This is a genomic window from Pseudomonas sp. JV241A (genome assembly GCF_900275665.1).
Classification (GTDB): Bacteria; Pseudomonadota; Gammaproteobacteria; order Pseudomonadales; family Pseudomonadaceae; genus Aquipseudomonas; species Aquipseudomonas wadenswilerensis.
Genome location: NZ_OPYO01000023.1, coordinates 101,819 through 124,383 on the forward strand (window position 1 = coordinate 101,819; position 22,565 = coordinate 124,383).

General features: G+C 58.3%; 27 protein-coding genes, 1 tRNA gene and 3 pseudogenes. 17 read left to right on the top strand and 14 right to left on the bottom strand.

Translation table 11 applies throughout. The annotated features are described in order from the left end of the window. Nucleotides 1–57: 57 nt before the first annotated feature. Nucleotides 58–254, bottom strand: a pseudogene (locus JV241A_RS14925) (hypothetical protein). 93 nt (nucleotides 255–347) lie between these two features. Here JV241A_RS14925 and JV241A_RS14930 point away from each other — a divergent pair. Beyond that, complete coding sequence (locus JV241A_RS14930; protein WP_134063298.1) at nucleotides 348–1,013, top strand: SOS response-associated peptidase family protein; 666 nt, start codon at nucleotides 348–350, stop codon at nucleotides 1,011–1,013. 64 nt (nucleotides 1,014–1,077) lie between these two features. Here the strand turns inward: JV241A_RS14930 and JV241A_RS14935 are convergent, their stop codons facing one another. From JV241A_RS14935 to JV241A_RS14945, 3 genes and pseudogenes are all read right to left on the bottom strand, one after another. Further along, nucleotides 1,078–1,539: a hypothetical protein gene (locus JV241A_RS14935; RefSeq protein WP_134063300.1), complete on the bottom strand. Its 462-nt coding sequence runs from the start codon at nucleotides 1,537–1,539 to the stop codon at nucleotides 1,078–1,080. Between the two features lie 165 nt (nucleotides 1,540–1,704). Continuing rightward, nucleotides 1,705–1,842 (bottom strand): annotated as a pseudogene (locus JV241A_RS27680) (lysis protein); the annotation flags it as partial. Nucleotides 1,843–1,858: 16 nt separating this feature from the next. Beyond that, a complete protein-coding gene (locus tag JV241A_RS14945) occupies nucleotides 1,859–2,068 on the bottom strand; it encodes a hypothetical protein (RefSeq protein ID WP_240047871.1) in 210 nt (69 codons plus the stop codon). A gap of 225 nt (nucleotides 2,069–2,293) precedes the next feature. Here JV241A_RS14945 and JV241A_RS14950 point away from each other — a divergent pair, with 225 nt between their 5' ends. After that, nucleotides 2,294–3,289 carry a hypothetical protein gene (locus tag JV241A_RS14950; RefSeq protein ID WP_134063302.1) on the top strand — a complete coding sequence of 332 codons (996 nt, stop codon included), beginning with the start codon at nucleotides 2,294–2,296 and terminating at the stop codon, nucleotides 3,287–3,289. Nucleotides 3,290–3,471: 182 nt separating this feature from the next. Here JV241A_RS14950 and JV241A_RS14955 read toward each other — a convergent pair whose 3' ends face one another. From JV241A_RS14955 to JV241A_RS14970, 4 genes are all read right to left on the bottom strand, one after another. Next, nucleotides 3,472–3,906 carry a lysis system i-spanin subunit Rz gene (locus JV241A_RS14955; protein WP_134063420.1) on the bottom strand — a complete coding sequence of 145 codons (435 nt, stop codon included), beginning with the start codon at nucleotides 3,904–3,906 and terminating at the stop codon, nucleotides 3,472–3,474. 86 nt (nucleotides 3,907–3,992) lie between these two features. Further along, on the bottom strand, nucleotides 3,993–4,613 hold the full coding sequence (locus JV241A_RS14960; protein WP_134063304.1) for a glycoside hydrolase family 19 protein: 621 nt from the start codon (nucleotides 4,611–4,613) through the stop codon (nucleotides 3,993–3,995). A gap of 52 nt (nucleotides 4,614–4,665) precedes the next feature. After that, the gene (locus JV241A_RS14965) at nucleotides 4,666–5,277 is read right to left on the bottom strand and encodes a tail fiber assembly protein (RefSeq protein WP_134063306.1); all 612 of its coding nucleotides are present in this window, start codon (nucleotides 5,275–5,277) and stop codon (nucleotides 4,666–4,668) included. Between the two features lie 11 nt (nucleotides 5,278–5,288). Then, the gene (locus tag JV241A_RS14970) at nucleotides 5,289–6,260 is read right to left on the bottom strand and encodes a tail fiber protein (RefSeq protein ID WP_134063308.1); all 972 of its coding nucleotides are present in this window, start codon (nucleotides 6,258–6,260) and stop codon (nucleotides 5,289–5,291) included. Between JV241A_RS14970 and JV241A_RS14975 the strand changes: the two genes are divergently transcribed. Continuing rightward, nucleotides 6,234–7,028, top strand: coding sequence for a ParB N-terminal domain-containing protein (locus tag JV241A_RS14975; RefSeq protein ID WP_240047872.1), 795 nt, complete (start codon nucleotides 6,234–6,236; stop codon nucleotides 7,026–7,028). The genes JV241A_RS14970 and JV241A_RS14975 overlap by 27 nt on opposite strands. A gap of 6 nt (nucleotides 7,029–7,034) precedes the next feature. Continuing rightward, complete coding sequence (locus JV241A_RS27685; protein ID WP_240047873.1) at nucleotides 7,035–7,433, top strand: helix-turn-helix transcriptional regulator; 399 nt, start codon at nucleotides 7,035–7,037, stop codon at nucleotides 7,431–7,433. A 157-nt stretch (nucleotides 7,434–7,590) separates the two neighbouring features. On the opposite strand, the gene JV241A_RS14990 is transcribed toward JV241A_RS27685, so the two are convergent. Both JV241A_RS14990 and JV241A_RS14995 read right to left on the bottom strand, forming a co-directional pair. Next, nucleotides 7,591–8,469, bottom strand: a complete 879-nt coding sequence (locus JV241A_RS14990) for a DUF4435 domain-containing protein (protein ID WP_134063313.1) — start codon at nucleotides 8,467–8,469, stop codon at nucleotides 7,591–7,593. Further along, on the bottom strand, nucleotides 8,466–9,728 hold the full coding sequence (locus JV241A_RS14995; RefSeq protein WP_134063315.1) for an AAA family ATPase: 1,263 nt from the start codon (nucleotides 9,726–9,728) through the stop codon (nucleotides 8,466–8,468). The genes JV241A_RS14990 and JV241A_RS14995 overlap by 4 nt, the downstream gene beginning before the upstream one ends. Before the next feature lie 448 nt (nucleotides 9,729–10,176). Here JV241A_RS14995 and JV241A_RS27690 point away from each other — a divergent pair, with 448 nt between their 5' ends. Beyond that, the gene (locus JV241A_RS27690; RefSeq protein ID WP_240047874.1) at nucleotides 10,177–10,998 is read left to right on the top strand and encodes a hypothetical protein; all 822 of its coding nucleotides are present in this window, start codon (nucleotides 10,177–10,179) and stop codon (nucleotides 10,996–10,998) included. Nucleotides 10,999–11,030: 32 nt separating this feature from the next. Here JV241A_RS27690 and JV241A_RS27695 read toward each other — a convergent pair whose 3' ends face one another. Beyond that, on the bottom strand, nucleotides 11,031–11,330 hold the full coding sequence (locus JV241A_RS27695) for a hypothetical protein (protein ID WP_134063319.1): 300 nt from the start codon (nucleotides 11,328–11,330) through the stop codon (nucleotides 11,031–11,033). A gap of 135 nt (nucleotides 11,331–11,465) precedes the next feature. On the opposite strand from JV241A_RS27695, the pseudogene JV241A_RS27700 reads away from it, so the two are divergent. The 4 genes and pseudogenes from JV241A_RS27700 to JV241A_RS15030 form a co-directional block, all read left to right on the top strand. After that, nucleotides 11,466–11,762: pseudogene (locus JV241A_RS27700) on the top strand (hypothetical protein); the annotation flags it as partial. Between the two features lie 54 nt (nucleotides 11,763–11,816). Beyond that, on the top strand, nucleotides 11,817–12,290 hold the full coding sequence (locus tag JV241A_RS15020; protein ID WP_134063321.1) for a hypothetical protein: 474 nt from the start codon (nucleotides 11,817–11,819) through the stop codon (nucleotides 12,288–12,290). 44 nt (nucleotides 12,291–12,334) lie between these two features. Beyond that, a complete protein-coding gene (locus JV241A_RS15025; protein ID WP_134063323.1) occupies nucleotides 12,335–12,577 on the top strand; it encodes a DUF4224 domain-containing protein in 243 nt (80 codons plus the stop codon). Between the two features lies 1 nt (nucleotide 12,578). Further along, on the top strand, nucleotides 12,579–13,640 hold the full coding sequence (locus tag JV241A_RS15030; protein ID WP_095162617.1) for a tyrosine-type recombinase/integrase: 1,062 nt from the start codon (nucleotides 12,579–12,581) through the stop codon (nucleotides 13,638–13,640). A 120-nt stretch (nucleotides 13,641–13,760) separates the two neighbouring features. Here JV241A_RS15030 and JV241A_RS15035 read toward each other — a convergent pair. Next, nucleotides 13,761–13,848, bottom strand: a tRNA-Ser gene (locus JV241A_RS15035). Nucleotides 13,849–13,969: 121 nt separating this feature from the next. Here JV241A_RS15035 and JV241A_RS15040 point away from each other — a divergent pair. The 8 genes from JV241A_RS15040 to JV241A_RS15075 all read left to right on the top strand — a co-directional run bounded on the left by JV241A_RS15040 (nucleotide 13,970) and on the right by JV241A_RS15075 (nucleotide 19,787). Then, nucleotides 13,970–14,641, top strand: coding sequence for a Bax inhibitor-1/YccA family protein (locus JV241A_RS15040; RefSeq protein ID WP_036994557.1), 672 nt, complete (start codon nucleotides 13,970–13,972; stop codon nucleotides 14,639–14,641). A gap of 194 nt (nucleotides 14,642–14,835) precedes the next feature. Beyond that, nucleotides 14,836–16,215 (top strand): uracil-xanthine permease family protein, encoded by a 1,380-nt coding sequence (locus JV241A_RS15045; protein ID WP_045201415.1) that lies wholly within the window; start codon nucleotides 14,836–14,838, stop codon nucleotides 16,213–16,215. A 128-nt stretch (nucleotides 16,216–16,343) separates the two neighbouring features. Beyond that, complete coding sequence (gene tusD / locus JV241A_RS15050; protein ID WP_115087744.1) at nucleotides 16,344–16,736, top strand: sulfurtransferase complex subunit TusD; 393 nt, start codon at nucleotides 16,344–16,346, stop codon at nucleotides 16,734–16,736. A gap of 1 nt (nucleotide 16,737) precedes the next feature. Then, nucleotides 16,738–17,097 (top strand): sulfurtransferase complex subunit TusC, encoded by a 360-nt coding sequence (tusC, locus tag JV241A_RS15055; RefSeq protein ID WP_134063325.1) that lies wholly within the window; start codon nucleotides 16,738–16,740, stop codon nucleotides 17,095–17,097. Beyond that, entirely contained in the window at nucleotides 17,097–17,396 is a 300-nt protein-coding gene (gene tusB / locus JV241A_RS15060; RefSeq protein ID WP_115087746.1) for a sulfurtransferase complex subunit TusB, read from the top strand. Before tusC ends, tusB begins: the two co-directional genes overlap by 1 nt. Further along, complete coding sequence (locus tag JV241A_RS15065) at nucleotides 17,393–17,728, top strand: TusE/DsrC/DsvC family sulfur relay protein (RefSeq protein WP_115087747.1); 336 nt, start codon at nucleotides 17,393–17,395, stop codon at nucleotides 17,726–17,728. Before tusB ends, JV241A_RS15065 begins: the two co-directional genes overlap by 4 nt. Beyond that, nucleotides 17,725–18,717, top strand: a complete 993-nt coding sequence (locus tag JV241A_RS15070) for a glycosyl transferase family protein (protein WP_134063327.1) — start codon at nucleotides 17,725–17,727, stop codon at nucleotides 18,715–18,717. The genes JV241A_RS15065 and JV241A_RS15070 overlap by 4 nt, the downstream gene beginning before the upstream one ends. 101 nt (nucleotides 18,718–18,818) lie before the next feature. Next, on the top strand, nucleotides 18,819–19,787 hold the full coding sequence (locus JV241A_RS15075) for a glutathione S-transferase family protein (RefSeq protein ID WP_134063329.1): 969 nt from the start codon (nucleotides 18,819–18,821) through the stop codon (nucleotides 19,785–19,787). Nucleotides 19,788–19,878: 91 nt separating this feature from the next. On the opposite strand, the gene cysG is transcribed toward JV241A_RS15075, so the two are convergent. Both cysG and serS read right to left on the bottom strand, forming a co-directional pair. Continuing rightward, nucleotides 19,879–21,267 (bottom strand): siroheme synthase CysG, encoded by a 1,389-nt coding sequence (gene cysG / locus JV241A_RS15080; RefSeq protein WP_115087750.1) that lies wholly within the window; start codon nucleotides 21,265–21,267, stop codon nucleotides 19,879–19,881. After that, nucleotides 21,268–22,548, bottom strand: a complete 1,281-nt coding sequence (gene serS / locus JV241A_RS15085) for a serine--tRNA ligase (RefSeq protein WP_115087751.1) — start codon at nucleotides 22,546–22,548, stop codon at nucleotides 21,268–21,270. Between the last annotated feature and the right edge of the window lie 17 nt (nucleotides 22,549–22,565).

Genomic DNA, 22,565 nt, shown 5'->3' on the forward strand with positions numbered 1-22,565 from the left:
GGCCAGCTCGCTCCCCGTGGCTCAACGAACTAGCGGGCAACAGGTTATTTAATGGAGTTAATGCACCGGCCTGTCAAGCGACCGAAACTGATAATCGGCGACAGCTTGGTACAATGACTCGGCCTCCAGCTTCAGACGCTTGACTTCTTTGCTGGGCCCGCATCCTGCGCTGCTTGGTAGCGCCGCTGCGCATCGATGGCCTGCTGAATCAGCGGCTCGCCGGCCTCGATTACTCCCGTCAGAGTCTTCTTCACGCTCTGCCACTTCGGTGGTTTAGTCAAAGGAGTATAGGCCGTCCTTTGACTTTGAACGGCTACGGAGGCTGAGGGCATTGGGGAGTGAGATCTATGTGCGGAAGACTGAGCCAGTACCACCGCATCCACGACTTCGTCGATGCCCTGAGCATACCCTGCCCGCTTGCCAATAGCGTCGGCGACCAACCGCTTGAGCGGTACAACGTGGCGCCAACCACCCGGGTAGCACTGCTACGCCTCGAGGATGGAGTGCTCCATGCCGATCTGGTGCGTTGGGGTTGGCGGCCGCACTGGGCCAAGGACCGCGCCGCACCGATCAATGCCCGGGTCGAGAAGGTAGCGCACGGTGCGTTCTTCCGTGCGATTTGGCCGCATCGAGCGATAACGCCAGTCGACGGGTGGTATGAGTGGGTTGATGAGGGGAGACCGAAGAAGCAGCCCTATTACATCCGGAGGCGAGACGGGCAACCATCGCTATGCGCAAGCATTGGCCAGTTCACTGGTCACGAGCATGACGGATTCGGGATCATCACCGCCGATGCCCAGGGTGGGATGGTTGATGTACACGATCGCCGGCCTGTCGTGCTGTCGTCCGAACTTGCACGGCAGTGGGCCGGCCTGACAATGCCAAAGGAGCAAACCGAGCAGTTGGTCTTGAACCTTGGCGAAGGACCAGAGACATTTGAGTGGTACCGTGTTGGAGTTGCTGTGGGCAACACGCGAAACCAAGGTGTCCACCTGCTAGACTCAACAAGATGATTCCAGATAAAACTAGAACCACCCCCAGACACTTGAACATGTCCAGGGGCAGAGCGAAAGATTATTATTTAAACGTAACAACAATAGGGGAAGGCTCACCAGGCATACCAGGAGTGCCAGATGTTGAACAGCCTCCATTATTGCAAGTGATAGTCGCGGACAACCCAAGAGAAGGGACAACTTTCGTATACCACGTGCCACCGTCCTTTATATGCCTAAAAGTCAAATTGCCAAGCCTGATGCCTTTATCGTCTTCTACAGCCCAGCTGACTTCCTTTGCCCCACTCGTGCAAAGGCTAAAAATATTATCTGAGTCCGTCATTCCGAATGAAACATCTCCCTGAGGCGGAACGGTATAGGCACCGCTCTTCGGAGCGTACATGCACTGGCTGCTGATTTGCCTCACGTACTTTGTCTGATTACTCGCATTCTTGAAGTGCACCGTATAGTCTTGCTTCGCCATAACTTGCGAAGAAGCGAGCATGACAAATGAAACAAGCGCAGCGCTTGAGAATAGGTTTTTCATGAAAACTCCATGTTTTTGAATCTTCCATTAGTAAGAACAAGCCTCATGCGCACCGTGACGGTCGAGTGCGAAAAGCCACTATAGGCAGTAAGGTTTCTCTGATCAAGCAAGCACAGGGCGTTTGTCCTGCACTGAAATGGCCCTACGTTAAAATCCGGTGGTTTATTAACGCTTTAGAGCCAGGATATAGTCCTGGCATGCAGTCAGTGCGATCAGTCCTTGGTCGCCGTCACCGGTGATTCTGATAGCTCGTTGAGCAGCCGCTGGGTCAAGTTCGCCTCGCGTGACTCCATGAACCACGCCGTCGATACCGGACTATTTAATGAAGGGAGCGCGCAGGCCCGCCAAGCGACCGCAGCTGGTACTCGGTGACAGCCTGGTACAGCGACTCAGCCTCCAGTCGCAGGCGTTCGACCTCCTTTGCTGGCTGACCGGCGTCCTGGGCTGCATGGTATCGGCGCTGCGCATCGATAGCCTGCTGTATTAGTGGCTCACCAGCTTCGATAATTCCTGCCAGGGTCTTCTTCACGCTGCGGCTCCGGCCATTTGATCAAAGCAGTATAGGTCAGCGGTGATTCGGGCTCGCTGCGGATCAACCAGGTCAGCGACTTCCACCAGTGCCAGCTACCGGCCAAAAGGTATCGTTCGACATCAGTACCGTGTGTCTGTACCTGATTTTATACGGATGCTAGAGTGATCCAGCCCATACAATAAACCCACACCTCAGCAGCCATCTAATAAAGCAGGCAAAAATATGACGGAAACATTTAGAAGCTTCATTATGCTAACAAATGCCAACGTCACTGGAAAATACATATACGGGGATAAGTTTCAGATACTACCAGCACCTGACCACTTTCCACGGACGCCTTACGCTGAAGCGGACCACCCTTGTCTACTAGAAATAAAATACAACTTCACCCCCGACCCAACCAGGAAAATGCCTGACCAAACAGAAGTTTCCGATTGGATACAAAGAAAAGACCACGAGAAAAAAATAATTCACGAAATAATGAATTTATTTAACGCATTTTCCTTTTCAAAATTTGTCCAAACACAAGACATCCATAGCTGGACTATCCGCACAGACGACAACATTGCAATTGAGCCAGAGTGGCGTCAGCTCTCATACTTCGTACGCGATCATCAGCACGAGATTAGCGAATTCACAAAATCTCCGGCCTCGCGAATTGATGAAATCAACACGTCAGAATTTTACAACTTCGGCGGAAGATTTGTCGGTTCTGACTTTTCCATCCCCGACTTATTCAGTTACGTTTTGGACGCTTACTACAGCCTGGCCCCGGACAACAGGAATGCACTTTTAAAATCACTAACCTTATTCAATAATGCAATAAAAATAAAGCCGATATCACCCTCCATTTCATTTGCATGCTTTGTCTCCTCAATAGAATCTCTTGTTGACCACATCCATAAAGGTGTGAAAATTGACAAATGCAAAGAGTGCAGTGCGCCACGCTACGCCGTTACGAAAAAATTCACAGAGTTTCTTGCAAAATATAGCTCCGACTCAAAAGAGCTAATTAAGTTCTATAAAAAATCGTATGGCCAGCGCTCAAAAATACTTCATGCAGGCGCTCTTTTTCTAGGCGAGCATATACCGGCAGCCTGGGCTGAAAGTGACTGGGAGTCCTACCATATGAACTCTGGAATTGAGCGAGTCTGCCGCATAGCCTTTACCAACTGGATACTGGAGAGACACCCCTTGAATCAGGATATGACCCGGTAATACCCTTAATCAAAGGTATCCAGGAAACTTGAGGTGATTCAGTTCATGACAAAATCCTCCAATATAAACATAACTACGTTCTGTATTCTAGACACCACCATCGCCTGGCTCTGTTCTAGTGCAGCCGACTCTCATCGGCTGCTTAGGGTCGAAAGCAGCCGTCTGGGCTGGTTTTTTCCAGATCACTGCTCGATGCCTCGGGCGTAGGCCTGGCACGCCCGCAAGGCAATCAATCCTTGGTCACCGGCATCGGTGATGGCGACAATTCGTTGAGCAGCCGCTGGGTCAAGTTCGCCTCGCGGGGCTCCATGAACCACGCCGCCGGCGCCGGTAGTGGCTGGCACCCCACAGCCACTACCCGGGGCTGGGGCGGCGAGAAGGACTGACAGCCGGAGATCAGAAGTAGCGAGGCGATCGCGTAGACGAGTCTGGTTTGCTTGAGCATTGGTCAGCTCCTGGTGGTGGATTTTGTCTTTGGTCTGCAGCTGATCCTCAAGGGCACGGCGCCGGGCCTGCTCTGCACCCTGCCAGTTGATCACCGCCACCGCGGCCGCCTCTCGCTCCCGCTGAAATACGTTGGCTTGCTTCTCGCTCTGCACCTGCCACTCGGCATCCATGGTCGAGCGGCCGTGCTCGTAGGCTCCCCAGAACGCCCAGGTCACCAACGCCAACGATACCGCCGCACCGATCGTGCGCGCGCTAATCACGCCAGCACCTTCAACGCGCGGTCATACAGCGCCTTTCGCTCAGCGGCACCGTGCGGCACGCGGCCAGGCTTGCCGGTGTTGATCACGCTGCCGATGTCTTGGAAGCGACCGGCGTCGGCCAGCTCGTTCAAGCCGTGGGTCGACCACCACCAGGCGGCAGACATCGCGGCGTGCTCCGGCTGCTCGAGCAGCTCCGGCTTCTCCTCCAGCGGCAGGGCCAGGCCGGGGCCGGCGGCGGCATAGTTCGCCCGGCCGGTGAGCTGGATCAGGCCGCGGCCACGGTACCGCCAGCCGTCCCCCGGGCAGGTGTTGCCCATGCGCCCGCTGTACACGATGTTGGCAATCTTCTCCGGCTGCCGCGCGCAGACTGCCGCTGAAGCCGCGGTGAACCGGGTGGGCCAGGTGCGCACCAGCGCCTCGGCGCTGTAGTTCAGGTTTTCCACCAGGTTGCGCAGCTGACCCGACTCATGCCCAACCTGGGCCAGGAACGCCGCCACACGCACCGGGCTGTCGATCTTGTAGCGCGCTATGGCCCGGTTCAGCGCAGGCAAAAAAATACCCGCGACTGGGCGGGCGTTCGGGAGTATCTGCAAAAGCTGCTGCATTGTAATTGGCATGATCTTCAAACCTCGGATTACAGGAAAGAAAAAGCCCCGGCAGTGCGGGGCTTTATTGGGTGTGTTCCGCGTCTTGCGGCGGCGGCGCAGTGGCATCCTCTGGGCTTGCCGGCCACTCAATCGACAAGGGATAGCCTGGCTGTTGCTCAAGGCGATTCAGGGCGATGCGGTAGCGCTTCCAGGCCAGCAGCATTGCCTGCTCATGCTCCGACGCCTCCCCGAGGTCGACCGCATCCTGCAGGGGAGCGATACGCATAGAGGCATTGGCCAGCCTCTCGTCACGAAGGGACAGACCTTTGGTGCGGATGCTCTCCTTCTGCGCGTCAACATCAAGAACCCAGGCGCCGCCGTCCCAGTAGTGGAAGTCCCCCGGAAAAGGCTGGCGGGTAAGCTCAGGCGGCAGAGCGCCTAACGCGGCGTGATCCTGAGCCGCACCGGTAGCAACGTCGTAAACGGGGCCCCGGTTGTCTTCCACTAGGGCCCAGGCCTTGCCAGCCAAATCGCGAACAACGGCATGGCCTGGCACAGGCTCCGGCGGCGAATCGGTATAGGCATAGCCAGGAATCAACCAGTGCTCGGCATCGAGCGGGTCAGGGTCTGCCACTCCCTGGCCGATGTACTCCAGGGTTTGAGGGTGGGCGTTGTAGATAACAGGTGCGTTCATTTGAAGTCTCGTCAATATTTGATGCAAGCGAGCAGCGCAACGTTGCGCGGCCGCGATTCGGTGCCGCCCTCTGCGGAAACGGTGACTGGGTGGACGTGCGCGCCATCGACGCCGACAGTGCCGGTTACCGCGTGGGTATGTACGCCGTCGAGCGCGCCAGTAATCAATGTGCTTACGCCCGTGCCGCCAGAACTACGCCCCGCTAGCACTGCGGGCGCACCGTCTGCCCAGCCCCCGTAAACCGTTTGTGCGTGCGTGTGGCCGCCCGAGGCGGTGGCAAGACCGCTAAAGGGGTGTGCGTGCCCACCAGCTGCACCCGTTGTAGCACCGTGGGTATGCCATGCGTTCTGAGCACCCTGTACCGATCCAAGCGCACGGCCCGGGTCAACCCCACGACCTTCATCAAAGCAGCGGATAAATTCCCCGCGCAGGTCCACCACGTTGAACGTGCTATAGCCGTCGCCGGCGCCGCCAAACGTCCCGATAGCCGCGAACAACGCCGCGTAAGTGGTTCGACTGACTACCGCCCCGTTGGCCTTGAGGAATCCAGGCGGCGGATTAAAGCCGGGGAAGTACACAATGGTTCCAGGGGGCGTGCTGTTATCCAGTCGCGTCCAGTCTGTCCACACCTCCTGAAAGCAAGAACGCGCATAGACCGACACACCTTCGTTGTACTGGATGGCCAGCTGGGAACGATTGCCGTTCGAAGCTACAGAATGAAAAAAAGTCGTGGTGATATGCCAGTAGACGTTAGGCGACGGGGCGTTGGCATGTTTAGTCAAGATGACCTGATTCACTGCCAAATTAGGGTCCTGCTCGACCGAACCTTGGTTCATGCCACTGGCCGCCGTGAGTGCTGCAGCCAGGCCTGTGATATCCGTCATGGCATGGGTATGCGACGTCGCGGCCGCGCCCAGAGAAGAGCGAGCTTGGCTCATATCAGCGGAGCCGATGCGATGAAGGTCAAGCTTGAAGACCTCCATGAAGAACCTGGCTTCAACCTTCGTACTGAAGGTGCGGCCCTCGAAACCAGTATTGAGTTGCTTGCCGAGTTCATTGCTGAGGGCGGCCAGATACCGCCCCTTGAGGTGCGCCCGCGGGCTGATGGCGGAGTCTGGGTTGTTGACGGCCACCGTCGCCGCAGAGCACTCCTAAAGCTTGATGCAGCAGGACGCTTGCCTAGGACACCGAACAAGGACAACCCCGATTTTCTCGAAGCCTGGGTATCCGTTATTGCCTTCGAAGGCAGCGATGCCGATCGGGTTGCACGGATTATTTCCAGCCAAGAAAACGAGAAGCTCTCCCCTCTTGAACTGGCTGAAGGCTACAAGCGGCTTCGGGCCTTCGGCTGGACCAGCGACCAAATTGCGAAGAAGGTCGGCAGGACGCGTCAGCACGTTGAGCAGGTCATCACAGTTGGCAATGCGAATACCGACGTGCAGAACTTGATTGCAGCAGGACAGGTCTCGGCAACCACCGCAGTTCACGCGGTGCGCCAACACGGCGACGCGGCTGGGCAGGTGTTGAGCTCGGAGCTTGAGAAAGCCCAAGCCAACGGCAAGAAGAAGGTAACCGCAGGAACCATCAAAGGGCCTTCCATTCCGAAGCCCCGTCTCGAAGCCGTACACACCGCTTCTAGCAATTTGATTGCAGCGCTCGGGCAGATCGACGAGCAGGCCGACACCATTCCGCTGTCCACCGACCTGGTAATCAAATTGCGCGCAGCTCTGGACGGCGCTCAGCTCAGGTAATTCATCATGGAAACGATCACCAGCGGCTCATGGAAGGGCTTCCTCGGACGCGGTCTTGCTCCGCGTGAGCTGGAATGCCTGCTGGCCGTGGCCCAAGGCATGACCGCCAAAGAGATTGCCCGTCTGATCGATATCGCCCCAGGCACCGTCGTGAAGCGGTTGAGCGCGGCCATGTTCAAACTCGGTGTGCAGCGGCGCCCTGCGCGAACGCACCATCCTAGCCACCGCAGACTTCTACGCCAGGATCGGGCGCTCAGCTCCATCCAAGCCGCCACGCTACCAGGTGGTAATGAAGGAAAAGCCTGGCACATTATAGAAATAGTATCCCGTAAGACTCTTGGCTTCTGCTTTACCTATCGTGCAGCGATGATTTTTTGGGGGAGAAGGAAACATCTTCGAACATGAAATCGCATGAACGATCGAAAGTACAATGCAATGCACACGTGGTGATTGCATTTCAAAAACAGTGTAAGCTAAGACAGCCTCCCTTGAAACAGGCTCACCTATAGAAAATTAAGCGGCCTGCCGTGCGCAGAAGCGCAAGCAGATACCGCTGATCGCGTTAAGAAAGAACCTGTGCTAGCGTATGTGCCTTTGCTTGGTAATAGTCTCGAATTTCAGTGTCACGATTAAGGTCAGTATATTGAAAGTGTTCAGCTACCAAAACATCCGCCATATCTCTTGTGAGATTTTTTTGCCCTGTAACCTCTCGAAAGCAGTTACAAAAAACATCATACAGAAACTTGGCCCAGAGCTTCCCATAACAATCACGCTCAGCAACAACCCGATCACCGCCACTATACTTAAACTTCTTAACTCGCCCTTCTTTTATCGTGAGAATTAGCTTTTTAAATACCTCTCTCTTAACCTTAACCCTATTTAAATCGCGAGCATCGACAAACCCCCAAAATTTTTCGCGATGAATACCTTGAACCCTTTGGAGCGAGCACAAAACATCAACAAAAATTAGCCGATTAAAGTCTGCAAAGAAATTTCTACATTTACTTCTTATCGCTTCTGCCGTTTCGGCAGACACGCCTCTTACCGAAATCCTTTCAAGCTTAGAGATGACCGCCTCTGCCCTCCAAGCATCGTTCTCCCAGCTATATCCAAAAGTGTAGATCACACAAGGATGCTCAATCAGGCATCGGCGATGATGATCATGATCTCGATCCATCACCACAATAGTATTTGAAATTTTTGAAGATGCCACGTCTTGAGCGTGTGGCAGCAGGTTGTCTTTCGACCCCAGAGGTCTGATTTCATAAGTCAAGTCCGGCAAAAACCTTGAGAAAAATCCTTTCCAGAAAACAGCATCGATTGAGCAGCTACTCTGCTTCTTTTCTTTATCAAACTCACCACCTTCAGTGTAAACTACGACGTTGACACCCAAAAAAGCGTGTAAGTTTGATCGACCTGAGTTAGTTCTTGTGAATGTCATTTTATGCAACGATCCATATGAATCAACCGGTCCTGGTTAGCCCCTACCACATCAGGAGAGTGGGTCGCAAATACAATCTGAGCAGCTGGATTTAAACTCTTTATATTTTTTGCTAAGCTCTCTTGCCAGGCCACGTGCAGCGAGATCTCTGGCTCATCAGCCATGTAAATAAAGCTCTCACCTTCTTGCAATAGTGCCTCACCAAGAATCACAATAATTTGTTTCTCACCAGATGACAACTGTGATGGCCTAAGGAACTTACCAGACTCAGTCTTTATTAGAAGCTCGTTTCGCTCATTCAATGACAACGTCTTCTTCAACAGAAGATCGTTCAAAATTTTTAGAAAAAGATCTCTAGATGAGAGTATCTTGTTTTTTTCTGCCGTAATCCCCTCCCAGAAATCTACGGTACCTTCAATTCTATGCAATGAAAAGAGAGCCATGAAATCGCCAGGCCTCAAATCGGAAGTTTTTCCCCAGCGCCCACGAAGATCTTCAAGTATACCAAAGTGTCCTTCGAGCTTTTTCTGGTAGCTTTTTTTATCGACCTTGAATTCAGAAAAAATTTGAAGTAACGCCTGTTTTTCACTCTCCACTTTATCCCGCCCTGGCAGGGCTGTTAACTTATCACTTTCCTTTACTAGCAAGGACAGAAAAACATGTTCTTGGAACCGCTCATGTAGAACGTTAACTCTCTTGCTTATAGATGATAAATACCTTACTAGCCTATTCGAGAAATCTTCGAGCCGTAAGTCTACTGGGTCGTTTCCGCCAGGCCCTTTCAGTGATGCAGCTCGCTGAACAGACAACCAAGTTAAAGATACCATTTCCGAGAGATGCTTCCCGAGTGTTCTACTGGCTGCCACATTCCCGGCTAATTGCGCCCTTATAAAGAACGTGCCTTTATTAACCGCATCATAGCCATCCACATCACTGAGCACATACGCATAAGGCTTCTCAGTAGAAGATTCTACTATCTTATAGTCGCAATGAAAAAAAGGAACACTTAGATTCTTTACAACCTCAATATATGGCTTTCTTTTTGACCGAGGGTCCTTGAGATTTATTCGAACCGACTCAAAATCGAGCTCCGCTAAATATTCTCTATCAGCACGAAGAACTCCCGAAATGATTTTTAATGTTGTGGACTTACCTGATCCATTCGGGCCAATTAGGAAATTCAAGTCCTCACTAGCCTTAAAGGATATTTCGTGATTGCCCCAAAATCCCTTTATAACAACGCTTTCAATCAGATTCATAGCATCCTACTTAGTCATCCAATCCACAATGGCTTTATGATGGCACAGCTGTGGGGGCTGCGCATCACCGACACATAGTCCTCACTTGTGGAAGACATCTCCACGCTCACAGAAAACCGATCCAGCATCACTCAGCGCAGACTCCGGGGTATAAGGCATGAAATCGCCCAGCAACTCACGCGCTGCAAGGGCCGAAGAGGCACCTCACGCTCGAAAAACGTTACCTCGGACTTCAAGGTTTCATCGTTGCGGAAAATCTCGAAAACAGCGTTTCTGCCGCGCCAGCACTCCAAGCCTATCCCGTCATGCCCCTCCGTAACGGATGAAGCTAGACAGAACCGATACTCGACTCCGCAAACTATCACGTGATGTATCTCCTTTGTGCCAGGGAAACATACATCCAACTCTTCACTGATGAAAGGCCGTCGCACGGCGCTGAGGTATCCCCATGCCCACAGAAAACCGATCCAGCAACACCGAACAGACGGTCAGCGTGCCCGAGGGCTACATGCTGGTTGAGCGCAGTATCTGGACCGAGCAGCAGGTTGAAGCTGCCACTGCCTGCATCACCCGGCTGAAGGTCGTCCCCGGTATGCGTGACCGCGACCTGGCAATGGCCGCAATTGACGCCGCTCAGTGCAAAGCACCTGATGTAACTCTCGCTGACCTCCAGGCAGTCGCCAGGCTTGACGAACTCGACTGCAAGGAGTGCGAAGGGGCACAGCGCCTGTGCTGGTCCTGTAATGCAGCCGCCCAGCACCAGGGCAAGCCGGTGGCATATCTCGTCACTGATGTTCACGGTCAAAAGAAGGCTCTCCGCGCCGGAGCCGAAGGCATTGAAAGGCATCGCCATTCAGGTTCTACCCTGGTACCGCTCTACACCCACGCCGATGCTGGCGAGGTTCAGCGGCTGCGCAAGGAACTGCTGGCTGCCGAAACCCAGGCGGCGAACCACAGGGCTGAGCGCGACACCCAGAACACCAAATTGAACGGAATGCGCGCCCAATTGGCCGAGCGGGATGCGCTGCTGCGTGGAACTAGCCTCATGCTCAAGTCGATAGCTCACAAGTTGGACGGCTTTCATCGAGACTTTCCCGGCCAGTGGTGCGGCTACCTCGATCGCGCCCTTGGCGGCGCTGAGTATCAATACGGTGTAATCGAAGCCGCCCTATCCGACAGCGAAGAGCCGAGCGCGCCGGTGGAGCACGACCAGGGCATCCCTGGCACCTCCTTCCAGCGCCTGAGCATGCTCGCCAATCAGGGCGAATGACCAAGGAGCACATTTGTACTCCGCGCAATAAATCATGCCTTTCGAGCGCGCATCGGAGCCTGTGCCACACCCTCCTCTGCGATGTGCCGAGCCTTGCCCACGCCCCAGGCTAGGGCGCGAGTCATTGATTCATTCGAGCGGCAGTCGAGGCCCTCTTCATAGAGCGCCATCCCAGATGCTGAATACACCCCTATGAACAACTGGGTAACACCTGCTCGGGACAGCCTGACCTGAACATCGATAGTTGCCCCACCACCGAGCTCCTCTTCATGAGTTCGGCAATGAAGCGTTGCATCTGCCCATTCCCAATAGGCGTTACCTCTGGTGCGCATCTCGATCCTCCTTGCTGACCATTAAGTAAGGCATACGGGGGGACGAACGGCTACATCGCTATTCCGGTTCTTTGAACCATTTCGAAATTACAACACGCAATTATTGATAGCCGCGGCAGCGGCAAGGACGAAGTCATGCCCAGGAAAACGCACCTCATCGTCGACTCAGGATGCACCCAGGACAATGAGCGCTGGTCTCTCTCGGCCTGCGGGCTGAATGAAGACTCCGATGGGGAGTGGGACGGCGCCCGCGATCGGGAGTCGGTCACCTGCAAGCGGTGCCAGGCGCACATGGCGAAGCCGCGAAAGGCACCAGATCCATTCCACAAAGAGCGCCCCATTCTGTTCAACGGCGCGATGGTCCGCTCAATCTTATCTGGGCAAAAGGTGGTGACTCGGCGGCCGATCAAGGGCCGCCAAATACCCAGCCGCAGCCCCTCCCCCTACAACAATTCAAGCCTGCCGGTAGGCGGGCGAGGATGAGCTATGTCCGCAACAACCCGTTTTCACGAAGCCGCCAACGACGCCCTGGTGCAGATCAGCAACAACCTGTGGCCCGAGGCCAAGCTCGCCCTGGTTATCTACACGCCTGGCGAGCCCGGCAAGGACATCGTCCTGAAGGACCAAGGCATTGTCCTTGGTGAAGTGGTCAGCACCCTACGCCGGTCTGGCCTGAGCATTGACGGCGAAAACGCCTACAAGCAGGACCTCTGTGACTCGATCTTCGGAGCTTTGGCTTTCGGCAAGCAGAACACCAACCCGCCTCCCGCTGATCATTGGGGGCAGCGCTTCTGGGATATCGGCCGGGCCGAAGGCGAGCTGCAGGAAGAGCTACTTCTGGCCTTGGCCCAGGTGACCGACTGTTTGAGCAAGGCGCTCACTGGTGGCGAAGTGTCCGCCGCTGCAGCTGGCCACGCGCTGACGAAGGCCGGCGAGCTGATCATCAAGCACCGAACCTAACCCCTCCCCACCTCTGCCGCCATGCGCGGCGTGGAGCCTATCCCATGGAAACCGAAATTCTCTCGGAGAAAGAACTGGCCGAGCTGACCGGCTACAAGGCCAGGGGCTACCAGCGCCGCTGGCTTGAAGAGCGCCAATGGCACTTTGTCGAAAGCCGCGGTGGTCGGCCGCTCGTTGGCCGCCAGTATGCCTGCATGAAGCTGGGTGTGACCCTCGAAGTCATGCCCGTGGCGCCGCCACCAATGCCGACCCCATCGTGGACCCCAGACTTTTCCCGAGTGAAGTGAAATGCGACCCAGGAGCAAGGAAAACAGGGACCTGCCGCCCAACATGTACCGCCGCAAGCGCACCAGCAAAAGCAAGAAGCAGACGGGCAAGGAGTGGATCAGCTACTTCTACCTGGACAAATCGGGCAAGGAGATACCGCTTGGCACGGATCTGGACCAAGCCCGACTGAAATGGGCAGAGCTTGAGGCGAAGGAAAAGCCGCAGGACCTGCGAATCATGAAAGCCATTTTCGACAGGTACGAGCGGGACATCATTCCCAAGAAAGGCGCACGCACGCAAAAGGACAACCTGGCAGAACTGCGCCAGCTGCGACCATTCTTCGACGAGGCGCCCATCGATGCGATAACCCCGGCGCTGGTCGCTCAGTACCGAGACAAACGGAGCGCCAAGGTGCGCGCCAATCGGGAGCTGGCTACCCTCTCCCACGTCTTCAACATGGCTCGGGAGTGGGGTCTCACTGCGAAGGAGAACCCGTGCCAGGGCGTGCGGAAGAATAAAGAGAAGCCCCGCGACTTTTATGCCAATGACGCTGTATGGAATGCGGTCTACCGGAAGGCGGTGCCGGAACTGAAGGACGCCATGGACCTGGCGTATTTGACTGGCCAGCGTCCAGCGGACGTACTGGTGATGAGAAGAGACGATATCGAGGGTGATTACCTGGTCGTCCAACAGAACAAGACCCAGAAGAAGCTCAGGATCATGTTGGCAGTAGATGGCATTGCCAACAGCCTGGGCACGCTAATCACCCAGATGGCCGCGCGCAACCAGCAGCACAGTTCGAGCTATCTGATTGTCAGTGATCGAGGGAAACGGATGTCGGCGCCAATGCTGCGCAACCGTTGGGATGAAGCAAGGGACCTTGCCAAGTCGGCAGCACTCGAAGCAGGTGACAGCCTCCTGGCCACACGGATCGCTCAATTCCAGTTCCGCGATATCCGCCCGAAGGCAGCATCGGAGATCAAGGATATTGAGGACGCCAGCCTGCTGCTGGGACACACCAAAGGCGACATTACAGAGCGCGTCTATCGACGAGTTGGGGCCATCGCCAAGCCTTCCAAGTAGTGAAAGTTTTGGAAGTGATTCCAAAACGAATTGGAAGCGATATTCCCAAACGCGTTCCCAGGGCCCTATTTTTCGACCCTCAGAAACGCAAAAAGCCCTGAATAATCAGGGCTTTGAAAGTGGCGGAAGCGTAGAGATTCGAACTCTAGGATAGTTGCCCATCGACGGTTTTCAAGACCGTTGCCTTAAACCACTCGGCCACGCTTCCTCGTATTGCGGGCGCCATAATACCGAAATGAAACAAGCTGTCAAACTCTCTATGTGGCCGCTTTGCGCGGCTCTGTTATGATCTTTGCATCTGAACGTTTCAAACCCACAGGAGTGTCGCCATGCGCGAACAGGATTACGCCGTCAATCACGGCCAGCAGGTCGAGCAGCAGGAGGTCAGCCGCGTCCTGCGTAACACATACGGGTTGCTGGCTATCACCCTCGCCTTCAGTGGCATCATGGCCTACGTGGCGCAGCAGATGCGCGTCGGCTACCCGAACATTTTCGTGGTGCTGATCGGCTTCTACGGCCTGTTCTTCCTCACCAACAAGCTGCGTGATTCGGTCTGGGGCCTGGTGTCCACCTTCGCCCTCACCGGCTTCATGGGCTTCTTGCTCGGCCCTATCCTCAACCGTTACCTGGGTATGGCCGGTGGCGCCGAGGTGGTCAGCTCGGCGTTCGCGATGACGGCCCTGGTTTTCGGTGGCCTGTCGGCCTATGTGCTGATTACCCGCAAGGACATGAGCTTCCTCGGTGGTTTCATCACCGCCGGTTTCTTCGTGTTGATGGGTGCGGTGCTGGCCAGCCTGTTCTTCCAGATCAGCGGCCTGCAGCTGGCGATCAGCGCCGGCTTCGTGCTGTTCTCGTCAGTGTGCATCCTGTTCCAGACCAGCGCGATCATTCACGGTGGCGAGCGTAACTACATCATGGCAACCATCAGCCTGTATGTGTCGATCTACAACCTGTTCGTCAGCCTGCTGCAGCTGTTCGGCCTGATGGGTCGCGATGACTGATTGGTTGCTGGTGTGATGCGTTGAGAGAAAGCCCGCTTCGGCGGGCTTTTTTGTGGGTGGGGTTTGGCAAGGCTTTGCCTTGCATCGCTGGCAAAGCCAGCTCCCACAGGGATAGGTGCCAGCCTCAAGGCACTACCGTAAACGGGTGCGGGCCCGTAGAATGCGCTCCTTTTTTCTTCCGGGGCAGCACTCCCATGAGTTCAATCGAGCAAGGACCCGGCGCACCCGCGCAGGCCAATGAACTGGTCCTCGGCCTTGAAGACCGGCCGCGTCCGTTGATCGCGATGCTGGCGGCGTTGCAGCACCTGCTGGCGATCATTGTGCCGATCGTCACCCCTGGCCTGCTGATTTGCCAGGCGCTGGGGGTTTCGGCCCGTGATACCAACCTGATCGTGTCGATGTCGCTGGTGATCTCCGGGATCGCCACTTTCGTGCAGTGCCGTCGCTTCGGGCCTTTTGGCGCCGGGCTTTTGATTGTGCAGGGCACCAGCTTCAACTTTGTCGGGCCGTTGATCGCCGGTGGCGCGTTGATGGTCAAGCAAGGCACGCCGGTCGAAGGCGTGATGGCGGCGATTTTTGGTGTGGTGATTGCCGGTTCGTTCGTGGAGATGGGCATTTCGCGCATTCTGCCGTTCGTCAAACGCCTGATTACCCCGCTGGTGACCGGTATCGTCGTGCTGATGATCGGCCTGACCCTGATCAAGGTCGGCCTGATCAGTATGGGCGGCGGCTTTGCGGCGATGAGCAACGGCACCTTCGCCAATGGCGAGAACCTCCTGCTGTCGGGCGTGGTGCTGGCGATCATCGTGATCCTCAACCGTATTCCGGTGGTGTGGATGCGTAGCTGCGCCATCGTCATCGCCCTGGCCGTGGGTTACGCCCTGGCCGGTTACCTGGGCCGCCTGAACTTCACCGGCATGCACGAAGCTGCGCTGTTCCAGGTGCCCGTACCGCTGCATTTCGGCCTGGGTTTCTCTTGGGCGCTGTTCATTCCGATGCTGGTGATCTACCTGGTGACCTCGTTGGAAGCCATTGGTGATGTGACCGCTACCAGCAAGGTCTCGCGCCAGCCGGTGGAAGGCCCGCTGTGGATGCAGCGGATCAAGGGCGGCGTGCTGGTCAACGGCGCCAACTCGCTGCTGGCCGGGGTGTTCAATACCTTCCCGAGCTCGATCTTTGCCCAGAATAATGGCGTGATTCAGCTGACCGGTATCGCTAGCCGCCATATCGGTGTGTGGATTGCGGCGATGCTGGTGATCCTCGGCCTGTTCCCGAGCGTGGCCGGGGTGATCCAAGCGGTGCCGGAGCCGGTGCTCGGTGGCGCGGCGATGGTGATGTTCGGCGCGGTGGCGGCTTCGGGGATCAATATCCTTGCCAGCATCAGCCTGGATCGTCGCGCGCTGCTGATCATTGCCGTGTCGCTGGCGCTGGGCCTGGGGGTGGCGCAGGTGCCGGAGTTCCTCGCGCATATGCCGTCGGCACTGCGTAATGTGCTGGAGTCGGGGGTGGCCACCGGGGGGATTTGTGCCCTGGTACTGAACTGGTTCTTGCCGGAGCATAAAGACAAGGCTTGAGACAGTGTTGAAGCCATCGCTGGCAAGCCAGCTCCCACAGGGGGCGAGGTAAGCCCTGAAGAGCCCGCGGCATGTTGCTGCGGGCTTTTTGCTTTATCATTCCCGCAGATTTGCTGAAAGAGACTTCCATGAAGTTCGCCATTGCGGTTTTTTCTCCGGCCCATGCGCCCTCCTCGCGCCGCGCCCTGCGTTTTGCCCAGGCGGCGCTCGCTGGCGGGCATGAGATTGTCCGGCTGTTTTTCTATCAGGACGGCGTGCACAGCGCCTCGGGCAATGTCGTGACGCCTCAGGATGAGCTGGACCTGCCCACCGAGTGGCGCGCGTTCGTCAGCGCGCAGCAGCTCGATGCCGTGGTGTGCATTGCCGCCGCTCTGCGCCGCGGCGTGCTCAATGCCGAGGAAGCCCAGCGCTACCAGCGCCCGGCGGTCAACCTACCAGCGCCCTGGGAGCTGTCCGGGCTGGGCCAGTTGCATGAGGCGGCGCAAGTCGCCGATCGACTGATGTGCTTTGGAGGCGATTGAGATGGCCAAGTCCTTGCTGATTATCAGCCGCCAGGCGCCGTGGGCCGGGCCATCCGCCCGCGAGGCGCTGGATATCGCCCTGGCCGGCGGTGCCTTCGACCTGCCGCTGGGCATGCTGTTTCTCGATGACGGCGTGTTCCAGCTCGCCCCCGGCCAGCAGCCGGCCCAGCTGCAGCAGAAGAACCTCGCGGCCAACCTGCAGGCATTGCCGATGTTCGGTGTCGAGGAACTGTTCGCCGCCGGCAGCAGCCTGCAGGAGCGCGGCCTTGCTGCCGACACCCTGAGCCTGCCGGTACAGGTGCTGGATGACGCTGCGCTGGCCGCGTTGATCGACCGTTTCGACCAGGTGGTGACCCTCTGATGAGCACCTTGCACGTGATTTGCCACTCGCCATTTGGCGACAACCGCCTGAGCAGTTGCCTGCGCCTGCTTGGCAGCGCCGACGGCCTGCTGCTGTGCGGCGATGCGGTGTATGCCCTGCAGCCCGGTAGCGAGCCGCTGCGCACGCTGCAGGCCAGCCAGCTGGACGGGCGTCTGTTCGCCCTGGACGAAGACCTGCAGGCCCGCGCCATTACCATCAGCGACCTGGGCAAGGCTATCGACTACCCGGCCTTCGTCGAGCTGTCGCTGCACTATGACAAGGTCAACAGCTGGCTATGAGCACCCTGACTGTCGGCGAGCGCAGCATCGCCCTGGATAAAGACGGCTACCTGGTCGAGCTTGGTGATTGGTCCGAGGAGGTCGCCAGCGCCCTCGCCGCCCATGAAGACCTGGAGCTGACCGCGGAACACTGGGAAGTGCTGACCCTGCTGCGCGACTTCTACCAGGAGTTCGAGTTGTCGCCGGCCACCCGCCCGCTGATCAAGTACACCGCGCTCAAGCTGGGCGCGGAAAAAGGCAACAGCCTGCACCTGAACCGCCTGTTCAAGGGCACTCCCGCCAAACTCGCCGCAAAACTTGCGGGCCTGCCAAAGCCGACCAATTGCATATGACCGAGCTCACCCCGCTGATCACCGAAACCCCGGCCGAACATCCGTTTGCCCAGTTCGTGCGCATCCTTGGCAAGGGCAAGCGCGGTGCCCGTGGCCTGAGCCGCGAGGAAGCCCGCGAGGCCATGGGCATGCTGCTCGACGGCAAGGTCGAGGAAACCCAGCTCGGCGCCTTCCTGATGCTGCTGCGGCACAAGGAAGAAAGCCCCGAAGAGCTGGCCGGCTTCACCGAAGCGCTGCGTCAGCGGCTGCAGGCGCCGCCGATCCAGGTTGATCTGGACTGGCCAAGCTACGCCGGCAAGAAGCGCCATTTGCCCTGGTACCTGCTGGCCGCCAAGTGCCTGGCGGCCAACGGCGTGCGCATCCTGCTGCACGGTGGCGGCGCCCACACGGCCGGGCGGCTGTATACCGAGCAATCGCTGGAACTGCTGAGCATTCCATTGTGCCGGGACTGGCATGCAGTGTCTGAAGCGCTGGACACCCACAAGCTGGCGTTCATCCCGCTGCAAGACTGGGCGCCACGCCTGCAACGAATGATCGACCTGCGCAACACCCTGGGCCTGCGCTCGCCGATTCATTCCCTGGCACGGGTGCTCAACCCGCTGAATGCGCGCTGCGGCCTGCAGAGCATCTTCCACCCCGGCTACCAGGCCGTGCACCGCGAGGCCAGCCGCCTGCTGGGCGACACGGCGATCGTGGTAAAGGGCGATGGTGGCGAGATCGAGATCAACCCGGACACCAGCAGCCACCTGTATGGCACCGCCAATGGCCTCGACTGGGATGAAGAATGGCCCGCCCTGGTAGCCCAGCGCCACGTCAAACCGGCGAGCCTTGAGCCCGGGCAACTGCTGGCCGTGTGGCGCGGTGATGAGCAGAACAGCTATGGCGAACTGGCCGTGGTGGCGACCATGGCCCTGGCCCTGCGCGGCCTGGGTCAATCCCGAGAGGAAGCCTTCGCCCAGGCGCAACGCTACTGGGATCAGCGCCACTGATCGAATAAGCCGATCAAACAGGCCCGGACTTTGCGCTATTCGTTCGAACCCAGCTCCGTACACTGGGTTCTAACTCAGAACGAATCGCCAAGGAGCTCAGCATGGGCCTGTTGATCGACGGACGCTGGCATGACCAGTGGTATGAAAGCAGCGCAGACGGCGCTTTCCAGCGCGAAAGCGCGCAACGGCGCAACGCCCTGCCCGCCGCGCAAGCCGGCCGTTACCACCTGTATGTATCGCTCGCCTGCCCCTGGGCCCACCGCACCCTGATCTTGCGTAAGCTCAAGGGCCTTGAGAACCTGATCGATGTGTCGGTGGTCAGCTGGCTGATGGGCGAGCATGGCTGGACCTTCGACCAGAGCAACGGCTCGACCGGCGACAAGCTCGAGCACCTGGACTTCCTGCACCAGCGCTACACCCGTGACGATCCACACTACAGCGGCCGGGTCACGGTGCCAGTGCTGTGGGATAAACACGAGCAACGCATCGTCAACAATGAGTCGGCGGAGATCATTCGCATCTTCAACTCGGCTTTCGACGAGCTGACCGGCAATCGCCTGGACCTGTATCCCGAACCACTGCGCGGGCCGATCGAGGCGCTTAACGAGCGGATCTATCCGGCGGTCAACAATGGCGTGTACCGGGCAGGCTTTGCCACTTCGCAGGCGGCCTATGAGCAGGCTTTTGATGAGGTGTTTGCCGAACTGGATCATCTGGAACGGCTGCTCGGCACCCAGCGCTACCTGGCCGGGGAATACCTGACCGAGGCCGACTGGCGGCTGTTTACCACGCTGATTCGCTTCGATGCGGTGTACCACGGGCACTTCAAGTGCAACCTGCGGCGCATTGCCGATTACCCGAACCTGTCGAACTGGCTACGGGAGCTGTATCAGTGGCCGGGGATCGCCGAGACGGTGAATTTCGAGCATATCCAGAAGCACTACTACATGAGCCACAAGACCATCAATCCGAACGGGATTGTGCCCAAGGGGCCGTTGCAGGATTTTGAGCTGGGGCATGACCGGGAGCGACTGGTGGGGCGGGGAATCTGGAACAAGACTGGAGTGTGAGGCCAGGCAAACCGGCCTCATCGCTGGCAAGCCAGCTCCCACAGGTGCAGTGCATACAGTACCTGTGGGAGCTGGCTTGCCAGCGATGATTTCAAGGCTGGGCGCCTTCGAACCAGGCCAGCTTCTCCCGCAGCTGTACTACTTCGCCGACGATCACCAGGGTCGGCGCATGCACTTCATGCTCGGCCACCAGCTTGGGCAAGTCGGCCAAGGTGCCAGTGAACACCCGCTGATTCGGCGTGGTGCCCTGCTGTACCAGTGCCGCCGGCGTATCCGCCGCCCGCCCGTGACGAATCAGCTCGGCACAGATGGTCGGCAAGCCAACCAGGCCCATGTAGAACACCAAGGTCTGCGCCGGCGCCACCAGGTCATCCCACGGCAGGTCGCTGGTACCGTCCTTGAGGTGGCCGGTGACGAAACGCACCGACTGGGCATAGTCGCGGTGGGTCAGCGGAATGCCGGCATAGGCCGAGCAGCCACTGGCCGCGGTAATCCCCGGCACCACCTGGAACGGAATGCCCTGGGCCGCCAGCTCTTCGATCTCTTCGCCGCCACGGCCGAAGATGAACGGATCGCCACCTTTCAGACGCAACACACGCTTGCCCTGACGCGCCAGGTCGACCAGTTGCTGGTTGATCTGCGCTTGCGGCACGGCGTGGTCGGCGCGGCGCTTGCCGACGTAGATACGCTCGGCGTCACGGCGGCACAGTTCGATGATCGCCGGGGCGACCAGGCGATCGTAGAGCACCACATCGGCCTGCTGCATCAGGCGCAAGGCGCGGAAGGTCAACAGGTCCGGGTCACCGGGGCCGGCGCCGACCAGATACACCTCGCCCGGCGCCTGGTAGGTGGCACCGTCGATCTTGGCTTGCAGCAGACGCTCGGCTTCAGCGCCCTGCCCGGCCAGTTGCCGCTCGGCGATCGGGCCCTGGAAGACATCTTCCCAGAAGCCACGACGCTGATTGACGTCCGGGTACAGCGCCTTGACCTTGTGCCGAAAGCGCGCGCCAAGGCCGGCCAGTTCGCCATAGGCAGCAGGGATCCAGGTTTCCAGCTTGGCCCGAATCAACCGCGCCAGCACCGGCGCATCGCCGCCGCTGGACACCGCAACCACCAATGGCGAGCGGTCGACGATGGCCGGGAAAATCACCGAACACAGCGCCGGTGCATCGACCACATTGACCGGTACGCAGCGCTGCTGGGCATCCGCCGAGACCTGGGCGTTGAGCGCCTGGTCGTCGGTGGCGGCAATGATCAGCTGGCAACCGTCGAGGTCGCCCGGCTGGTAACCACGGCTGAGAATTTCACCACCGCTGTGCCGGGCAAGCTCGGCCAGTTGCACTTCGATCTCGGGCGCCACTACCCGCAGCACAGCCCCGGCATCGGCCAGCAGACGCGATTTGCGCAGGGCAATTTCACCTCCGCCGACGATCAGCACACGGCTGCCGCGCAGTTTGTGGAACAGCGGCAGGAATTCCATTTAACCGATGACCTCCAGGCCACCCATGTACGGCTTGAGTACTTCCGGCACGCGGATCGAACCGTCGGCCTGCTGGTAGTTCTCCAGCACCGCCACCAGGGTACGGCCGACCGCCAGGCCCGAACCGTTGAGGGTGTGCACCAGTTCCGGCTTGCCGGTTTCCGGGTTGCGCCAGCGCGCCTGCATGCGGCGGGCCTGGAAGTCGCCACAGTTGGAGCACGAGGAGATTTCGCGGTACTTGTCCTGGCTCGGCACCCAGACTTCCAGGTCGTAGGTTTTCACCGCGCTGAAGCCCATGTCGCCGGTGCACAGCGCCAGCACCCGGTACGGCAGTTCCAGGGCTTGCAGCACGCGCTCGGCGTTGGCGGTCAGGCCTTCCAGGGCTTCCATGGATTTGTCCGGCTCGACGATCTGCACCATCTCGACCTTGTCGAACTGGTGCTGACGGATCATGCCGCGGGTGTCGCGGCCCGACGCACCGGCTTCGCTACGGAAGCACGGGGTATGGGCGACGAACTTGATCGGCAGTTGCTTGGCGTCGAGGATCTCGCCGGCAACGATGTTGGTCAGCGACACCTCGGCGGTCGGGATCAGGTAGAAGTCGGCCTCGCCGTCGCGGCTGATCTTGAACAGGTCTTCCTCGAACTTGGGCAACTGGCCGGTGCCTTGCAGCGCCGGGGCCTGGACCAGGTACGGGGTGTAGGCTTCTTCGTAGCCGTGCTCGCTGGTGTGCAGGTTGATCATGAACTGCGCCAGGGCGCGGTGCAGACGGGCGATCGGGCCGCGCAGCAGGGCGAAACGGGCGCCCGACAGCTTGGCTGCGGTTTCGAAGTCGAGGCCGCCGCTCAGCTCACCGAGGGCAACGTGGTCCTTGATCTCGAAATCGAAGGCGCGCGGGGTGCCCCAACGGCGGACTTCGACGTTGTGGTCTTCATCGGCGCCGACCGGCACGCTTTCGTCCGGCAGGTTGGGAATGCCCAGCAGGATGCCATCCAGTTCGGCCTGGATGCCGTCCAGCTCGACCTTGCCGCTGGCCAGTTCGCCGGCCATGCGCTCGACGTCAGCCATCAGCGGGGCGATGTCTTCGCCCTTGGCCTTGGCCTGGCCGATGGATTTGGAACGGGCGTTACGCTCGGCCTGCAGTTGTTCGGTACGGGTCTGTACCACCTTGCGGCGTTCTTCCAGGGCCTCGATGCGCGCGACATCCAGGCTGAAGCCACGGGAGGCCAGGCGGTCCGCCACTTCCTGAAGTTGGCCGCGTAACAGTTTGGAATCGAGCATATCGTTCTCTCGTTGGT

Excerpts from the sequence above, each read along its gene's own strand:
- JV241A_RS14930 (WP_134063298.1), top strand. The coding sequence starts at position 348 with ATGTGCGGAAGACTGAGCCAGTACCACCGCATCCACGACTTCGTCGAT.
- JV241A_RS14935 (WP_134063300.1), bottom strand. The coding sequence starts at position 1,539 with ATGAAAAACCTATTCTCAAGCGCTGCGCTTGTTTCATTTGTCATGCTC.
- JV241A_RS14950 (WP_134063302.1), top strand. The coding sequence starts at position 2,294 with ATGACGGAAACATTTAGAAGCTTCATTATGCTAACAAATGCCAACGTC.
- JV241A_RS14955 (WP_134063420.1), bottom strand. The coding sequence starts at position 3,906 with ATGGATGCCGAGTGGCAGGTGCAGAGCGAGAAGCAAGCCAACGTATTT.
- JV241A_RS14960 (WP_134063304.1), bottom strand. The coding sequence starts at position 4,613 with ATGCCAATTACAATGCAGCAGCTTTTGCAGATACTCCCGAACGCCCGC.
- JV241A_RS14965 (WP_134063306.1), bottom strand. The coding sequence starts at position 5,277 with ATGAACGCACCTGTTATCTACAACGCCCACCCTCAAACCCTGGAGTAC.
- JV241A_RS14975 (WP_240047872.1), top strand. The coding sequence starts at position 6,234 with ATGAAGGTCAAGCTTGAAGACCTCCATGAAGAACCTGGCTTCAACCTT.
- JV241A_RS14970 (WP_134063308.1), bottom strand. The coding sequence starts at position 6,260 with ATGGAGGTCTTCAAGCTTGACCTTCATCGCATCGGCTCCGCTGATATG.
- JV241A_RS27685 (WP_240047873.1), top strand. The coding sequence starts at position 7,035 with ATGGAAACGATCACCAGCGGCTCATGGAAGGGCTTCCTCGGACGCGGT.
- JV241A_RS14990 (WP_134063313.1), bottom strand. The coding sequence starts at position 8,469 with ATGACATTCACAAGAACTAACTCAGGTCGATCAAACTTACACGCTTTT.
- JV241A_RS14995 (WP_134063315.1), bottom strand. The coding sequence starts at position 9,728 with ATGAATCTGATTGAAAGCGTTGTTATAAAGGGATTTTGGGGCAATCAC.
- JV241A_RS27690 (WP_240047874.1), top strand. The coding sequence starts at position 10,177 with ATGCCCACAGAAAACCGATCCAGCAACACCGAACAGACGGTCAGCGTG.
- JV241A_RS27695 (WP_134063319.1), bottom strand. The coding sequence starts at position 11,330 with ATGCGCACCAGAGGTAACGCCTATTGGGAATGGGCAGATGCAACGCTT.
- JV241A_RS15020 (WP_134063321.1), top strand. The coding sequence starts at position 11,817 with ATGTCCGCAACAACCCGTTTTCACGAAGCCGCCAACGACGCCCTGGTG.
- JV241A_RS15025 (WP_134063323.1), top strand. The coding sequence starts at position 12,335 with ATGGAAACCGAAATTCTCTCGGAGAAAGAACTGGCCGAGCTGACCGGC.
- JV241A_RS15030 (WP_095162617.1), top strand. The coding sequence starts at position 12,579 with ATGCGACCCAGGAGCAAGGAAAACAGGGACCTGCCGCCCAACATGTAC.
- JV241A_RS15040 (WP_036994557.1), top strand. The coding sequence starts at position 13,970 with ATGCGCGAACAGGATTACGCCGTCAATCACGGCCAGCAGGTCGAGCAG.
- JV241A_RS15045 (WP_045201415.1), top strand. The coding sequence starts at position 14,836 with ATGAGTTCAATCGAGCAAGGACCCGGCGCACCCGCGCAGGCCAATGAA.
- tusD (WP_115087744.1), top strand. The coding sequence starts at position 16,344 with ATGAAGTTCGCCATTGCGGTTTTTTCTCCGGCCCATGCGCCCTCCTCG.
- tusC (WP_134063325.1), top strand. The coding sequence starts at position 16,738 with ATGGCCAAGTCCTTGCTGATTATCAGCCGCCAGGCGCCGTGGGCCGGG.
- tusB (WP_115087746.1), top strand. The coding sequence starts at position 17,097 with ATGAGCACCTTGCACGTGATTTGCCACTCGCCATTTGGCGACAACCGC.
- JV241A_RS15065 (WP_115087747.1), top strand. The coding sequence starts at position 17,393 with ATGAGCACCCTGACTGTCGGCGAGCGCAGCATCGCCCTGGATAAAGAC.
- JV241A_RS15070 (WP_134063327.1), top strand. The coding sequence starts at position 17,725 with ATGACCGAGCTCACCCCGCTGATCACCGAAACCCCGGCCGAACATCCG.
- JV241A_RS15075 (WP_134063329.1), top strand. The coding sequence starts at position 18,819 with ATGGGCCTGTTGATCGACGGACGCTGGCATGACCAGTGGTATGAAAGC.
- cysG (WP_115087750.1), bottom strand. The coding sequence starts at position 21,267 with ATGGAATTCCTGCCGCTGTTCCACAAACTGCGCGGCAGCCGTGTGCTG.
- serS (WP_115087751.1), bottom strand. The coding sequence starts at position 22,548 with ATGCTCGATTCCAAACTGTTACGCGGCCAACTTCAGGAAGTGGCGGAC.